This is a genomic window from Sinorhizobium sojae CCBAU 05684 (genome assembly GCF_002288525.1).
GTDB classification, from domain to species: Bacteria; Pseudomonadota; Alphaproteobacteria; order Rhizobiales; family Rhizobiaceae; genus Sinorhizobium; species Sinorhizobium sojae.
The window spans coordinates 461503-477001 of sequence record NZ_CP023068.1 but is presented as its reverse complement, the minus strand read 5'-3'; the positions used below and the strand labels follow the sequence as shown (position 1 = coordinate 477001).

Below are 15499 nucleotides of genomic sequence, written 5' to 3'. Positions count from 1 at the left end.
GAACGGCCGATATCGAAACCTGAAGCGCAGTTGCGATTGCACTATTCGGAAGGGCCCCCCGCCTTGGGAAACATACTGGCAAACTCCATCGGGAAGGGGAAGATCACGGTCGAGTTCTTCTCGCCGGCGAGGACGTTCAGCGTGCTTAGATAGCGCAATTGCATCGCCTCGGGCTGCCGGGCAAGGATTACCGCCGCCTCGAGCAATTTCGCCGCCGCCTGCTGCTCGCCCTCGGCATTAATGACCTTGGCGCGGCGCTCCCGCTCGGCTTCCGCCTGGCGGGCGATTGCCCGGATCATCGACTCGTTGATGTCCACATGTTTGATCTCGACGGTCGCCACTTTGACGCCCCAGGCATCGGTCTGCACGTCGAGGATCTTCTGGATATCATCATTCAGCCGGTCGCGTTCGGCAAGCATCTCGTCGAGATCGTGCTTGCCGAGCACGGAACGCAAGGTCGTCTGGGCGAGCTGGCTGGTGGCCGCCATGAAATCCTCGACCTGGATCGTCGATTTTTCCGCATCGATCACCCGGAAGTAGATGACGGCGCTGACGCGGACGGAAACATTGTCGTGGGAAATGACGTCCTGGCTGGGGACATCGAGAACGCGGGTTCTCAAGTCGACCCTCACCATCTGTTGGACATAGGGAAGGAGGAGGATGAGGCCCGGACCCTTGACGCCGGTAAATCGGCCGAGCGTGAAGATGACGCCGCGCTCGTATTCCCTGAGTATCCGGATCGCATAGGCGATGACGATCAGCAGGAGAAACAGCGCCGCCACGACTGGGGCGAGACTTCCAAACAACGGCATCGACATCCTCCTCTTCCCGCTTCGGCGATCCAGGGTCGAACCGGTTCACTGCCAGCGTGACCGGCTGCACGAATTGGTGCGGGATGGGCGGCCTACCGCAGACGCTCTTCCTTACCCCCCGCTCCAACCGCCTTGCGCATGGCGCACGACCTTGAGCGTCAGCCCGTCCCGGCCAACGACCTTGATTTCCTCGCCCGGATCGAGCGGCTCGGTACTGACCGCCTTCCAGCGCTCGCCATGGGTGATGACGTAACCGGCGGCTCCCGCCCAGCTGTCGACCTTGCCGGACAAGCCGATCATCTCTTCCGAACCGGTGACGACCTCGTGCCGGTGGGAGAGGTAGGCGAGGCGCGCAACGATCAAACTGAATGCGAGGCTTGCGATCGCGACGCCGCCCAGAACCGGCCAGGACACCTGCAGCCCCGGCACGTCGGTATCGAACAGGATGGCAGCACCGAGCACGAGAGCGATCCCGCCGCCGATTCCGAGCACGCCGAAGGACGGCGAATGTGCCTCGCCGACCAGCAGCCCGCTCCCGAGCACGATAAGCCCGATGCCGGCATAGCTCACCGGCAGCACGGCAAGCGCGTAAAGGCCGAGCAGCAGGCTGATGCCGCCGATCGTGCCCGGCACCATCGTTCCGGGCGACAGGAATTCAAAAATCAGCCCATATATGCCGACGATCATAAGCAGGAGGGCAACGTTCGGGTTTGTGATCACGGAGAGCAAGCGGGTCCGCCAGTCGGGTGCCAAATCCTCGACCGCAAGGTTCGCCGTATCGAGCCGGACATCTGTCTGGGCGACGCGGACCGTGCGACCGTGGGATTGCCTCAAAAGGTCCTCGACGGTGGGAGCGACGAAATCGACGACATTCTCCCGTGCCGCCGCTGCCGAGGATAGGCTTGCCGCTTCCCGTACGGCACGCTCCGCCCAGTCGACGTTTCGGCCGCGCAGCTCCGCGAGCCCACGAATATAGGCTATCGCATCGTTGAGGAGCTTAGCTTCGGCGGCATTGGCGGGGCGCTTGTCCGCACCCTGCTCGTCTGCATCATCGGACGTTTCCTTATCCCCCTCGTCTCCACCGAACAGCCCTCCGCCAATGGCGATCGGCGTGGCAGCGCCAAGATTGGTCCCCGGCGCCATCGCAGCCACATGGCTCGCATAGAGTATGTAGGTCCCGGCGCTTGCCGCCCTCGCCCCGCTTGGCGCGACGAAGCTCGCGACGGGAACGGAGGAATCAAGGATTGCACGAATGATCTCACGCATGGAGGTGTCGAGACCGCCCGGCGTGTCCATCTGTAGAACGACCAGTGCGACGCCCCGTTCACGGGCACGTTGAAGGCCCTTCGTTACATATTCCGCCGTCGCAGGGCCGATTGCACCGTCCACATGCAGGACGAGAGCGACACGCTCTTGCGCGGGCACAGGGGGAGTCGGCAGCGAAAGCACCGCGAGGAACAACATCACCATGGCGAGGATTCGGGACATGCGCCGTCAAAGCCTCATGGTCTCGTCGCGTGGAGCGACGCCAGCGCGGCATCGCGCTTTTCGATGCCGCTACCTTTCGTCGAAATTCGGCATCCCTAATATAGGCCAGAACGGCAGAAAGTGTAAGAGATGGCCTCGGAGCCTGCCGCAAAAGTTGCATCGCCGCCGCAATAGTGCGTCGCTCCGCCAATGCCGTCCGCGCCACCCGCACGTCCAGCGAGAGACGCTGGCTGCCTCTCCAGAGCGTCAACGGCCCACCTGACGCGCAGCGGGATTGACACTGATCCGCCGCCGATGATATTCAATGAGTAAACGTTAACCCACCAGGAAGCATCCGTGACATCCTCATTGACCGACATAGCCAAGCGCGCGGGCGTTTCCGTCAAGACGGTGTCCGGCGCCCTGCATGGCGGATCGGCACGCATGTCCGTTGAGACGCGGCAACGCATCAAGGAGATCGCCGAGGAGCTCGGCTATGTCACGAATCTTGCGGCCCGCAGCATGCGCCAGGGCTGGATGCCTCTGATCGGCGTCGTCGCCGATGACTTGATCACCTCACCCTTTGCCACCGAAATCATCCGCGGCCTCGACGGCGCAGCGCGAGCATCGGATATGGCTGTCTTCGCAATGACGCTGAGCGGCCGCCGGGACGTGGCCTCTGTACTGGAGGAAGTGCGCCGCTTCCGCCCGCGTGCGATCGCTTACGCCGCCATGTACCACAAGACCGTGTCTTTGCCGGAGGAGTTTGCGGACGCCGTCGGCGTGATGATCAATTGCCGCGAGGCTAATGATCGCGTGACTTCGCTGGTGCCGGACGAGGTCGGCGCCGCACAGGAGATCACCGGCTATTTGATCGATGCCGGCCGCCGCAACATCGTCTTCATCAACCTGCCTGGCCTGCTTGCCGGCGAATTGCGCGAGGCGGGCTTCCGACGTGCAATGACCGAAGCCGGGCTCGATAGCGGTTGCGCGCGCGTATTGCCTGCCGTCCGCCGTGGCGTCTACAGTGACAGAGCGCCGAGCCTCGTCCTTTCCCATGTCACCGAACTGATGGGCGGCCCCAATCCGCCCGATGCAATCCTTTGCGGCAACGACCGCGTGGCCATGGAGGTTTATGCGGCGCTGCGTCGGGTCGGCGCAGAGATTCCGGACGACGTCGCCGTCGCCAGTTTCGACAATCAGGTAGACATCGCCTCACGCCTCGACCCGCCCTTGACGACCATGGCCTTGCCGCATCGCGCCATGGGCCGCCAGGCTGCCGGTATCCTGCTTTCCGGCGATCCGTCGCCGGGGGAGGTGCGCAAGCTGCCATTCCAATTGGTGGAGCGAGCATCAGTCTAATTTTCATTTGCAGCGTGAAGACCTGTTGAGGAGGAGAGATGAAGATGGGTAAACGATTACTTTCACTGCTGATGGCATCCGCCGCGCTTGGCGGCTTTGCAGAGGCGAAGACGGTGATCCATGTGATGCATCAAGGCGATCCCGGCTGGGTCGCAACCTATGGGGATGTCGCCAAGCGGTTCGAGGCGGCCAATCCGGATGTGGACATCGAGCTCATTTACGCGCCGCATGACGCCTACAACGAGAAGTTCAGCGCCGCGGTCATGGCCAAGCAGTTACCGGACATCATGGAACTCGACGCACCGTTCCTCGCGAACTACGTCTGGTCCGGTTACCTGCAGCCGATCAAGCCGCTGATCGATCAGGACGTCCTCGACGACATGACCGAGTCCAACATCGCACAGGGCACGTATCCGGCAGACAAGGATCTCTACGCCGTCGGGCTCACTGACTCTTCCGTCGTCCTCTACGGCAACCGAAAATATCTGGATGCAATCGGCGCCCGCATCCCGAAGGGAGTGGACGACGCGTGGACACGCGAGGAGTTCGAAGGTTATCTCGAGAAACTCTCCAAGCTCGACGGCGTAAAATGGCCGATCGACACTTTCCGCGGCTATGGCATCAAGACCGAGTGGATCACCTATGCCTATGGTCCGATCCTGCAGTCGGCAGGTTGCGACCTCATCGATCGCGAGACCTGGAAATCCGTCGGAACGCTTGACAGCGACGCCTGCGTCGAAGCGATGACGATGATGCAGACATGGGTAAAGAATGGCTGGGTCGTGCCGCAATCCTCGGGCACCAACCAGTTCTTCGCCGAGGGGCATCCCGCCGCCCTGGCGATGGGTGGCCACTGGTTCTATGCCGAGGCCGCCGCCTCAATGAAGGATGACGTCGTGGTAATGCCGCTGCCGAAATTCGGACCGCAGGGCGCAAGCCCGAACGGAACCTGGATCTGGGGCATCACTACCGCTTCGGAGAATCCGGAGGTCGCGGGAAAATTCATCAGTTTCATGCTGAAGGACAAACAATTTCGCGACTATGCCCGGGACGATTCCGCGTATCCCGGCCTGAAGAGCTTCGCCGCCGATTCACCGCTCTACGACACCGGCGGCCCGATGGCTGTGGCATTCGAGCAGGCGTCGAAGACCGCGGTCGCGCGGCCGCCGCACCCAGCCTATCCGATCATCACTTCGGCCTTCATGGGCGCCGTCGACGAGATCTTCAATGGCGGTGATGTCAAGGCCGCGCTCTCGGCCGCGGCAGAGAAGATCGACGAGGACATCGAAGACAACGACGGCTATCCGCCCTTCGACGAGCAGCAGTAACGCGCATGGCCGCAGTCCCGCGGCGTCAATGCCGCGGGGCATAGCCGAGGGCCGCGATACGGCTGTCGGCACTGAACGCGACCCAAAGAGGAGGAGATCATGACCTTGCAGCAATCGGCGCTGCCGACAACTATGGCTGCGGCGCGTCCTGCTTCGCGCCGGGACAAGAGCCGGCTGTACCAGGAGATAGGAATGCTCGCGCCGGCGGTGATCCTCCTGACGATCTTCCTGATCGTGCCGTTCCTCCTGTCATTCTGGACGGCAATGACCAACCAGCCGCTTGTACCGCGTCCGACGCCCGTCCGCTTCATCGGTTTCAATAACTTCCTGCGCATTCTGCGGGACGATCTCTTCTGGACATCGCTCTGGAACGTCTCGCGCTTCACCTTATGGATACTGCCGATCCAGTGCGGACTGGCATTTGCCACGGCATTGCTCTTGCACCAGAAGCTGCCGTTCCGCAATTTCTTCCGCGGGCTCTTCTTCTTGCCCGCCATCACCTCGATGGTGGTCGTCTGCGTCATCTGGGGCACGCTCTTCCAGTACCCGACAGGACCGCTCAACCAGGTGATCGGCTTCCTCTCCGGCGGCAGCATTCAGCCCGTCGATTGGCTCGGCGATCCCGATTGGGCGATGTTCTCGATCGTGCTTCTTTCCGCCTGGCAGGCATACGGCTTCCAGATGATCGTCTACCTCGCCGGCCTGCAGGGCATTCCGGATGAGCTCTACGATGCCGCCCGCATCGACGGCGCCAACGCCTTCCAGCGCTTCTGGCACGTCACCATGCCGGGGCTCAGGCCAACACATGTCTTCGTTCTGGTCATCACCACCATTCAGGCCTTCAAGCTCTATACACAGGTCGCAATCCTGACCCAGGGCGGTCCGAAGAGCAGCACCGAAACCGTGGTGCACTACATGGTGCGCTCCGGCTTCGAAGAGCAGAAGCTCGGGCATGCCTCGGCCGTCTCGGTCATTCTCTTCCTGATCGTCCTCGTCATCGCGCTCCTGCAGCGCCAACTCCTGAGGCGTTACGATGTCTGATCTCGTTCTTTCCACAGCACAGCTGGAAGTAAAGCGCGCGCCATCCGGGATCGGTTCGCTGCGCATCGTGCAAACCGCCTGCATACTCGTCATTGCCCTTGTGATCGTTTCGCCGCTCCTGATGTTGTTCGTGGCGAGCCTCAAGGACGATCGCTTCCAGATTCTGGCAGACATGGGTAGTTTCCGCGCCTTCTGGGTATCCGACCCCACGCTGTCGAACTTCATGGAGGTCGGCAATTTCTCCGGTCAACTTGCCTTCGGCCGCTATCTCATGAACTCGCTGATCATCCTGGCGGGCACGGTCGGCTTCGGCCTCGTCGTCAATTCCATGGCTGGATTCGTGCTCGCCTGGGGTTCGCTGCGCGGCCGCGCGCTGATCCTGTCACTGGTAATCGCGCTCTACGTGATCCCTCAGGAGAGTATCATCATGCCGCTCGTCATCATGGTGTCGCGCGCCGGCATCACGGACACATTCGCAGTGCAGATCGTTCCCTGGGTTGCAAGCCCGCTCTACATTTACCTGTTCTACCAGTTTTTCGCGCAACTGCCGAAGGAGCTTTTCGAAGCCGCTCAGATCGACGGCGCCTCGGTCTTCCGCATCTACCGGTCGATTTTCCTGCCCCTCAGCCTGCCGGCGCTGGCGACGGTGTCGATCCTGATGGGGATCGAGGCCTGGAATCAATATCTCTGGCCGATTCTCGTGACGCAGACCGATTATGCCCGGCCGATCGCCGTCGCCATCGCCACCTTCTTCGGTCAGGACAGCATCTATTGGGATCGCGCCATGGCCGCCTCCGTCCTGATGATGATCCCGATCCTCGCCCTTTATATCGCCTTCCAGCGCTGGTTCGTAAGCTCCTTCGTTGGCTCCGCCGTGAAAGGTTGATCAATGACAAGCCATGCAAGCCCCCCTGTCCTTGTCGGCAGCCTGAAAACGCTGAACGCCGACCTTCCCGCTGGAGCCATCATCCATGCGTGGCTGAAGGCAGCCGAGGCCGAAACGCCGGCCGAGATGACGGCCAGCCGGGACGGAAAGGTGATCGGCCGCTTCACCGCCCGAAATGCCGAGGAATTCGAACACGGGACGTTGGTCGTTGAGGATGGCGGCGAGACCGTACTGGCCTACGACGCAACCACGACGACCCTCTCCGTCGTCTATGCCTTCTCGGAAGCGGACGTCCTGGAACAGGGCATCCGTGTGCTCTTGAGCGGAGAGGCCAATGCGCCGCCCGCCGCTCCCGGCAGCTATCATTTCCGCCCGCCCTTCGGCTGGATGAACGATCCGAACGGCTTCGGCCGCTTCGGCGACCAGGTCCATCTCTTCTATCAGCACTACCCGCACAGCCTCCGCTGGAACACCATGCATTGGGGCCATGCGATTTCCGACGACTTTTTGCACTGGCGACACCTGCCGGTCTTCCTCTTTCCCTCGGCGGAGCTTTCAACACGAGCCGACGGACGGGGCGGCGCCTTTTCCGGTTCGGCCATTCGGCGTTCCGGAGAAGCGCCAGGCATCCGCGTCTTCTTCACCGAACAGGTCAAGGACCGTGAGCCCGAGGAACAGATCCAATTGACCGCGGTCAGCGACGACCTGGTGACCGCCGGCCCGGCCGAACTCGTTCTTGCCGAGCGCCCGGCGGGCCTGGACCTGACCCTCGATTTCCGCGACCCTTATGTGTTCGAGGGCCCTGATGGCCGCTGGAAGATGCTCGTCGGCAGCCGCGACCATGCGGGGGGCGTCGTCCTGCTTTACGAGACTGCTGATCCGGATGCGGCCGCCGGCTGGACTTACCTCGGCATTCTCCACCGCGAGGACCGTTTCGGGATGACGGCTGCCGAATGTCCCTGCATCGTACCGCTGGACGGGGCGGCCGACGATCCGCGAACCCGCTGGGCGCTGATTTTCGGGCTGCTCACCAGCCGTGATCCGGCGACCGGCAGGCGCAACCTGACGCTCGCGACAGTCGGCCGGTTCGACGGCCGGAACTTCGATAAGGAATTCGAGCAGGAACTGGATTTCGGCACGGATGCCTACGCCTTCCAGGCCTTCGTCGATCATGGCGGCCCCGTCGGCATCGCTTGGCTCGCCAACTGGACGGATATCTCGAAGAGGACCGATTTCCCGACGGCGATGACGCTACCACGCCGTCTCCTGCTCGAAGACGGCACGCTGCGGACACCGCCGGTCGCGAGCGCCGAGAGCCTGCGCCGGCAACTCATCGACGATCACCGACTGTTCTCCGGCGAGACGGTGGATCTCGGCAATGGAGCCGTCGAGATCGTCATCGATCTTCCGGCACCGGGCGCTGCCTTCGATCTCGAATTCGACCACCCCGAAGTCGAACTTGGCCTCCGGGTCGACGAGCAGGGCCTGAGCATCCTCTATGACGCGCCTGAGGGCAAGTTTCCGCCCCGCTACATCGCCGCCGGCGCTCGGCCCTCGACGCTTCGCATCTTCCTCGACATGGGCTCGATCGAGATTTTTGCGGACAATGGCCGCTGGACGGGCACGAAACGCCTGCCCGGTTTCGAAAGCATCCGCTCGGCCCGCCTCATTGCGCGCCACGGTAATGTCGCAGCCGCCCGCCTATGGCAGCTCGCGCTCTGACAAGTTAAATAGGGAGGAACTTCATGGCATCCGTCTCGATCGAACAGGTTCGCAAGCATTACGGCACCGTGCCGGTCATCCACGGCGTATCCATGGATATCGAGGACGGCGAATTCGTCACCCTCGTCGGCCCGTCCGGCTGCGGCAAGTCGACGCTTCTGCGCATGCTCGCCGGCCTCGAGGATATCAGCGGCGGCGACATCCGCATTGGCGGCCGTGTCGTCAACGATGTGGCGCCGAAGGAGCGCGACATCGCCATGGTCTTCCAGAGCTACGCTCTCTATCCGCATATGACGGTCGCGCAGAATATGGGGTTTGCACTCAAGCTCAAGGGGCAGGACAAGGCGACGATCGACAGGCGCGTGCGGGAGGCGGCCGACATCCTGGCACTCGGGCCCCTGCTCGACCGCCTGCCGAAACAGCTTTCCGGCGGTCAGCGCCAGCGCGTCGCAATGGGGCGTGCGATCGTCCGCCACCCGCAGGTGTTCCTGTTCGATGAACCGCTTTCGAACCTCGATGCCAAGCTGCGCGTCACCATGCGCGCGGAAATCAAGGAGTTGCACCAGCGCCTGAAGACCACGACCGTCTACGTCACGCACGATCAGGTCGAGGCGATGACCATGGCGGACCGGATCGTTGTGATGCGCGGCGGCAAGGTCGAGCAGATCGGCAGGCCACTGGAACTCTATGACCGGCCGGCCAACACATTCGTCGCGACCTTCATCGGCTCGCCAGCGATGAATCTCTTTGAAGGCTCGATCAGGGACGGATCATTCTTCACCGATGACGGTGTCGCTTTGCCGCTGCCGACCGACCGCAAGGACGGTGCGGCCGGGATCTACGGCATCCGGCCAGAGCATCTGAGGATTGCGGAAGGCGGCGCGCCCGCCACCGTCGTGGTCGTGGAGCCGACCGGGTCCGAAACGCATGTGCTCCTGAAGCTCGGATCGGTCGAGATGACCCTGGTGCTGCGCGACCGGATCGAGCTCGAGCCCGGTCAGCCGGTCACGGTCGCCCCCGATCCCGCGAACATCCATCTGTTCTCGGCAGAAGGTGTGCGAGTCAACTGACGCGCGGCGTCTCCAAGGCTCATCGCGATCCGCGCGACGCGGATGGCCATCTGCCACCCGTCGCACTCCGCTCAGAACGACGCTCGAGCAACAAAATGCCCGGGCACGACGAGGCCTTCACACCAACCCAGCTCAGCCCGACCGCGATCAACCTGATCGTCGATGGCGAACGGGTCGCCACCGCTAGCGGCAACTTCGACGAGGTCCTCGACTGGAAGGGCTGGGACGTCTCGCAATATGTCGGGAAAGAAGCACAGATCGAGATCATCGACCACAACACCGGTGCCTGGGGCCACATCAACGTCGACCTTCGCCGACAGCGACCGGCGTGACGCGGTATGACGATTCGCTGTTCCTTTGACTGCAGAAGCGCGGCCGGTTCCGCCCGGTCGCGCAACGCCCAGTCCCCGCAAGCGCCGGCAAGGAGCGGCAATCGCCACCGCCGAAGCCGGTGTCCCGGCCTGGCCCTCGGGCGTGGGCTTGGAAAGCGCATTTAAGCTGAACCGGAACGGAGGCGCGCGCCTCAAGAAGCCGAGATGGAATCGTCGACAATGACCACGGGCCGGCCGAGCGAGCAGGCTTCGACCCGAGCGTCGACGCGGTAGACAGACTTCAGCATGTCCGCGGTGATCACCTGGTGCGTCGGGCCGCTTGCGGCCACCGAACCGCCGTTGATGACGATCGTATCGTCGCAATAGCGCAGTGCATGATTCAGGTCGTGGAGCGCGATCAGCACGGCCATGCCCGATTTTGCCGCCAGGCGCTTCATGAACCCAAGCACCTCGATCTGGCGAAAGAGATCGAGCGCCGATGTCGGCTCGTCCATCAGGAGCACTTCCGGCTTGCGCACCAGCGCCTGCGCGATCGACACAAGCTGGCGTTGGCCGCCGGAAAGCTCGCCGAGGCCGCGAAAGGCCAGGTCGTCGATCTTCAGCGCCGCCAGGACGCGGTCGATTTCCTTAAGCTCGCTGTCCTTCACCTTCCAGCCGGAGCCCTGCTTTGCCGAGAGCAGCACGGACTCATAGACCGTGAGCACCGCATTGGCGCCGGTGTCCTGCGGCATGTAGCAAATCGCCTCCGGTCCCTTGGCGGTGTCGGAGAGATGGACGAGGCCCGGTCCGGCGGCAAGGCCGGCGATGCGCTTGAAGAGCGTCGATTTTCCCGCTGCGTTAGGACCGATGACGGCCGTCAGGCGGCCGCCCCTCAACGTCCCGGTGCTGATGTCGGACAACACGATGCGCCGACCATAGGTCGCGCCGACCTCCTTGAGCGCCAGGGCTACCATGACCGTCTCCTATTGGTGAAAATCAGCACGAAGAAGAAGGGGACGCCGACGAGCGCCGTGATGACGCCGATCGGTAGCACCGCGCCCGGAATCAGCATTTTGCTGACGACGGATGTCGACGACAGGAGCAGCGCCCCGCAGAGCACGGAGGCCGGCAGGAAGAAGCGCTGGTCCTCGCCGACGAGCATACGCGCGATATGCGGACCGACGAGACCGACGAAGCCGATCGTGCCGACGAAGGAAACCGGGATCGCTGCCAGCAGGCTGACGGTCATCATGGTTTCGAGCCGCAGGCGTCGAACATTGATGCCGAAGCTTGCCGCCTTGTCCTCGCCGAGCCTCAGCGCCGTCAGCGCCCAGGCGTGGCGCGCGAAGAGCGGCACGGCGATCAGGAGAACCGCACCGGTGATCCAGACCTTCGGCCATGTCGCCTTGGTCAGGCTGCCCATCGTCCAGAAGACGACCGCGGCAAGCGCCTGCTCGGAAGCGAGATATTCGAGCAGCGAGAGCGCCGCATTGAAAGTGAAGACAAGGGCAATGCCGAGGAGCACGATCGTCTCCACCGTGACGCCGCGCATTGTCGAGGCGAAATGGATGAAGAGGGCGGCGGCCATTGCCATCAGGAAGGCGTTAATCGGTACCATGTACTGGACCGCGACGGGAAAGACTGCAATGCCCGCCACCAGGCCCAGGGCGGCGCCGAAGCTCGCCGCTGCCGAGATGCCGAGCGTGAAGGGGCTCGCCAGAGGATTGGCGAGGATTGTCTGCATCTGCGCGCCCGCCAACGAAAGCGAGGCGCCGACGGTGACGGCCATCAGCGCGATCGGCATGCGGATGTCCCAGATCACCACGCGCAGCTGGTCATTAACGCTGCCGGCATCGAAGAGCGCCATCAGGACATCGGACAACGGATAGTTGGCGGGCCCGAGCGCCATGTCCACCGACACGGAGAAAAACAGCGCCGCGACCAGAGCCGAGAGCATGAGCAGCCGGCGTGCCGCAAGGGCGCGGTAGCGCCCGCGCCCCTCCATGCCGGAAACCTCATCTGCGAAAGCGACCATCATTCACCTCCATTCGCCAGCGAAGCGAAATAGCCGGGCCGATAGGCGATCGGCAGGAACTTCTCGTGGAATTCGCGGAAGGTTTTATCCGGGTCGATATCGGCGAACAGATCCGGATGGAACCACTTGGCGAACTGCTGGATCGGCACGAACTCATAGGGAGCACCGTAAAACTGATGCCAGACCGCATGTACCCGGCCCGCCTTCACCGCATCGAGGTTCTCGAAGGCGGGGCGCTGCATCAATCCCTTCAGACGCTCCCTTGCGGCCGCGGGACCGGCGCCGCGACCGACGGCGACGAACTGGTTGACGTCGGATTCCGCCGCCCAATTGCTGCCGGTGACGATCACATGATCGGGATTGGCGACGACGATCTGCTCGGGATTGAGGTCCCCGAAGGTCGTCGAGATCACGTCCGAACCGATATTATGACCGCCGGCCAGTTCCACCATTTCGCCGAAATTCGCCGGGCCGAAGGTGCGGCAACAGGCGACGTCGCCGGAAATCCCCGGCGCACGCTCGATGAAGACCCTCGGACGTGGAAGGGCGCTGGCTTTGGCGAGCCGATCTGTGACGACAGCAATCTGCAAACGGCGCCAGCCAATGAATTCTTTCGCCTGACCCTCCGCCCCGAAAAGCCGCCCGAGGATCGCGATGGAGAGTTCGCTGTTCTTTGCCGGATCGACGCGGAAATCGAGGAAGACGACGGCTATGCCGGCAGCCGCAGCCTTTTCGATGAAACCCGATTCCTCGGCCGCTTCCTGCGCCTCAAGGTTCAGCGTCAGCACGTCAGGCTTCAAGGTAATTGCCGCTTCGAGGCTGAAGTCCCCGCTTGGGACATAGCCGAAGCGTGGCAGCTTCTCGATGTCCGCAAAGCGCTCGAGATAGCCGGCATAGGAATCAGGGTCTTTTTTGATCAGATCGTCGCGCCAGCCGACGATCGTATCGAAGACATGTTCACCTTTGAGCGCCGCCGCCACGTGGATCTGCCGCGCCTCCCCGAGCAATATGCGCTTTGCCGGGAGATCGATCTCGACCTTGCGGCCGGTGACATCGGTGATTTGTGCAGCGCCCGCCGGTGCGGTAGTGACGATCGCAGCGAAAATCGCCAGGAGAACTCTCTTTAATACCGGCATCTGCAACCCTCGAGAGAAAGGAACCGGAGAGCCCTGCCCTCCGGTCCGATTGCTTACTGGCTGACGTTCAGCGAGACGAAATAGCCGCTCTTGTAGGGCAGCGGCAGGAAGCGCTCATGCAGTTCCTTGAACGTCGCCTCCGGGTCGAGATCCTTGAAGAGGTCGGGATGCAGCCATTTTGCGATCTGCTGGATGGCCACGAACTGATACGGATTGTTGTAGAACTGATGCCAGATGGCATGGACATTGCCGTCCTTGACCGCTTTGACGCCGGTGAAAGCCGGGCGCTTGGTCAGGTTCTCGAGCTTGCGAAGGGCTTCCTTCTCATCCGCGCCATAGCCGACGCCGACCCAGTTGCCGCCGGGCACATAGCCTTCCCAGTTTCCACCGGTGATGATGACCTGGTCCGGGTTCGCTGCAATGACCTGCTCCGGATTGACCGTGCCGAAGGTGCCCGGGATGATATCCTTCGCCATGTTGATGCCGCCGGCGAACTCGACCATCTTGCCGAAGTTCTCGTCACCGAAGGACATGCAGCAATCGTCGGAATAGCCGCCGGCGCGCTCCATGAAGACGAGCGGCTTCTCCGGATTGGCCTTCGACAGGACATCAGTCACCTTGGCGATCTGCTCGGCACGGAACTTGATGAATTCCTCGGCCTTTTCCTCCTTGCCGAACAGCTTGCCGATCAGCCGCATGCTCGGTTCGGTGTTTTCCATCGGCTTTTCGCGGAAATCCACATAGACGAGCGGGATGCCGACCTTCTCGAGTTTTTCGATATAGCCTGCCTCTTCCGTCGCCGTCTTGGCGTCGACGTTCATCAGCATCACGTCCGGCTTGAGCGCGACCGCCTGCTCGATGTCGAACGTGCCGTCCTTCATGCCGCCGAAGGTCGGCAAGTTGGCGATGCCGGGATATTTGGCGAGATAGGCGGCGTAGCTTTCGGGATCGGCCTTCGTCAGATCGTCACGCCAGCCGACGACGCGCTTGAAAGGATCGTCATTGTCGAGGGCGCCAACGAAATAGATCTGGCGCCCTTCGCCCAGAATCACATGCTCGACCGGTACATTGACCTCGACTTCGCGGCCCGTGATGTCGGTCACCTTGACCGTATCGGCGAAGGCGGCGCCCGAAAAAAGCACGCAAAGTCCCGCGGCGGCCGCAGCCACCCTGGTGAGAAAATTCATTGTTGTCGCTCCGGTGGAAAATCGATGCGATCTATAGTTTCATGACTTTATTAGTCAACAATTATCTTTTAGAACGCTTCCAAACACGAAGGAACCAATGCACCGATGAGCGACGTGGCAGAGCGGCGGAATTACGATCTTCGCGACGAGATCAAGGCCTATTGGTCGGAACGGGCCGCCACCTTCGACCTGTCCCCGGGGCATGAAATCTTCTCCGAGGAGGAACGCTCCGCCTGGCACCGGCTCTTTCTGCGCCATCTCGGCCGCGGCGATGGTCGCACGGCACTCGATCTTGCGAGCGGTACCGGTGTGATCTCCCACCTGCTCGATGATCTCGGCTTCAAGGTGACGGGCCTTGACTGGGCCGAGCCCATGCTCGAGCGCGCCCGCGGCAAGGCGAAGGACCGCAAGCGCACGATTGCCTTCCAGATGGGCGACGCGGAGAACACCATGGAGCCGGACGACCACTACGACATCATCGTCAACCGGCATCTGGTCTGGACTCTGGTCGATCCGGCCGCGGCTTTCGCGGAGTGGCTGCGCGTATTGAAGCCAGGGGGTCTGGTGCTGATCGTCGACGGCGATTTCGTCAACACGAATGCGCTCGAGCGGTTCTTCGGAAAGCTGAGCGCCTGGGGCCAGCGCGCTGGGATTCTCAGGCCCGACACGCCGATGCACTCGCGGGAAATGATGGAAACGCACCGCAGCATTCTTTCGCGCGTCTACTTCGCCAATGGCGCACGCGCCGAGGCGGTCGTCGATCTCCTCCGCAATGCCGGCTTCACGGATATCGAGGTCGACACCGACCTCGGCGAGATTCACCGTATGCAGGCGAGGAACTGGAACTTCTTTAAGGGGCTCGCGCGCAAGAGCCAGCACCGCTACGCGATCCGGGCAAGCAAGCCTTTGCCCGCAGCGTAAAGCAAGAGCCGGAATTGCTGCCTCGCCGTGCAGCTTTGGGCCGTATCACACGCGTAATGCTCGATCGACGAAGCCCCGATTCACTCGCGATACGAGCCACAAAGCTGCCGCTCAATGGTCAGCAAATTGCCCCGCCACTGCCCAATCGAGCCCTTTTGCACCCTGCATGGTCCCGCTCGCTTCCCGTTCGTTCTCGATTCGGGAGCGAAAAGCAGGCGGTT

The 15499-nt window shown here is 62.5% G+C and carries 14 protein-coding genes; 8 read left to right on the top strand and 6 right to left on the bottom strand.

The features are described from left to right. Positions 1-41: 41 nt before the first annotated feature. Positions 42-812, bottom strand: a complete 771-nt coding sequence (locus tag SJ05684_RS19900) for a slipin family protein (RefSeq protein ID WP_034854465.1) — start codon at positions 810-812, stop codon at positions 42-44. Positions 813-923: 111 nt separating this feature from the next. After that, a complete protein-coding gene (locus tag SJ05684_RS19895; protein ID WP_034854394.1) occupies positions 924-2300 on the bottom strand; it encodes an NfeD family protein in 1377 nt (458 codons plus the stop codon). 336 nt (positions 2301-2636) lie between these two features. Between SJ05684_RS19895 and SJ05684_RS19890 the strand changes: the two genes are divergently transcribed. From SJ05684_RS19890 to SJ05684_RS19860, 7 genes are all read left to right on the top strand, one after another. Next, positions 2637-3641, top strand: coding sequence for a LacI family DNA-binding transcriptional regulator (locus SJ05684_RS19890; RefSeq protein WP_034854395.1), 1005 nt, complete (start codon positions 2637-2639; stop codon positions 3639-3641). A 44-nt stretch (positions 3642-3685) separates the two neighbouring features. Further along, positions 3686-4969: an ABC transporter substrate-binding protein gene (locus tag SJ05684_RS19885; protein ID WP_034854466.1), complete on the top strand. Its 1284-nt coding sequence runs from the start codon at positions 3686-3688 to the stop codon at positions 4967-4969. Between the two features lie 99 nt (positions 4970-5068). Beyond that, positions 5069-6010 carry a carbohydrate ABC transporter permease gene (locus SJ05684_RS19880; RefSeq protein WP_034854396.1) on the top strand — a complete coding sequence of 314 codons (942 nt, stop codon included), beginning with the start codon at positions 5069-5071 and terminating at the stop codon, positions 6008-6010. Then, entirely contained in the window at positions 6003-6896 is an 894-nt protein-coding gene (locus SJ05684_RS19875; RefSeq protein ID WP_034854397.1) for a carbohydrate ABC transporter permease, read from the top strand. The genes SJ05684_RS19880 and SJ05684_RS19875 overlap by 8 nt, the downstream gene beginning before the upstream one ends. Before the next feature lie 3 nt (positions 6897-6899). Then, entirely contained in the window at positions 6900-8618 is a 1719-nt protein-coding gene (locus tag SJ05684_RS19870) for a beta-fructofuranosidase (RefSeq protein WP_095694326.1), read from the top strand. A gap of 23 nt (positions 8619-8641) precedes the next feature. Continuing rightward, positions 8642-9688: an ABC transporter ATP-binding protein gene (locus SJ05684_RS19865; RefSeq protein WP_034854399.1), complete on the top strand. Its 1047-nt coding sequence runs from the start codon at positions 8642-8644 to the stop codon at positions 9686-9688. Between the two features lie 95 nt (positions 9689-9783). Beyond that, positions 9784-10020 (top strand): hypothetical protein, encoded by a 237-nt coding sequence (locus SJ05684_RS19860; protein WP_034854400.1) that lies wholly within the window; start codon positions 9784-9786, stop codon positions 10018-10020. A gap of 191 nt (positions 10021-10211) precedes the next feature. Here SJ05684_RS19860 and SJ05684_RS19855 read toward each other — a convergent pair whose 3' ends face one another. The 4 genes from SJ05684_RS19855 to SJ05684_RS19840 are packed head-to-tail and all read right to left on the bottom strand — an operon-like array spanning position 10212 to position 14357. Next, positions 10212-10973 (bottom strand): ABC transporter ATP-binding protein, encoded by a 762-nt coding sequence (locus SJ05684_RS19855; protein ID WP_034854401.1) that lies wholly within the window; start codon positions 10971-10973, stop codon positions 10212-10214. After that, positions 10967-12037 carry a FecCD family ABC transporter permease gene (locus SJ05684_RS19850; protein ID WP_034854402.1) on the bottom strand — a complete coding sequence of 357 codons (1071 nt, stop codon included), beginning with the start codon at positions 12035-12037 and terminating at the stop codon, positions 10967-10969. Before SJ05684_RS19850 ends, SJ05684_RS19855 begins: the two co-directional genes overlap by 7 nt. Continuing rightward, positions 12034-13170, bottom strand: coding sequence for an ABC transporter substrate-binding protein (locus tag SJ05684_RS19845; protein ID WP_085939053.1), 1137 nt, complete (start codon positions 13168-13170; stop codon positions 12034-12036). The genes SJ05684_RS19850 and SJ05684_RS19845 overlap by 4 nt, the downstream gene beginning before the upstream one ends. Before the next feature lie 53 nt (positions 13171-13223). Beyond that, positions 13224-14357, bottom strand: coding sequence for an ABC transporter substrate-binding protein (locus SJ05684_RS19840; protein WP_034854404.1), 1134 nt, complete (start codon positions 14355-14357; stop codon positions 13224-13226). Between the two features lie 105 nt (positions 14358-14462). On the opposite strand from SJ05684_RS19840, the gene SJ05684_RS19835 reads away from it, so the two are divergent. Continuing rightward, positions 14463-15278 (top strand): class I SAM-dependent methyltransferase, encoded by an 816-nt coding sequence (locus tag SJ05684_RS19835; RefSeq protein WP_034854405.1) that lies wholly within the window; start codon positions 14463-14465, stop codon positions 15276-15278. Positions 15279-15499: the final 221 nt, after the last annotated feature.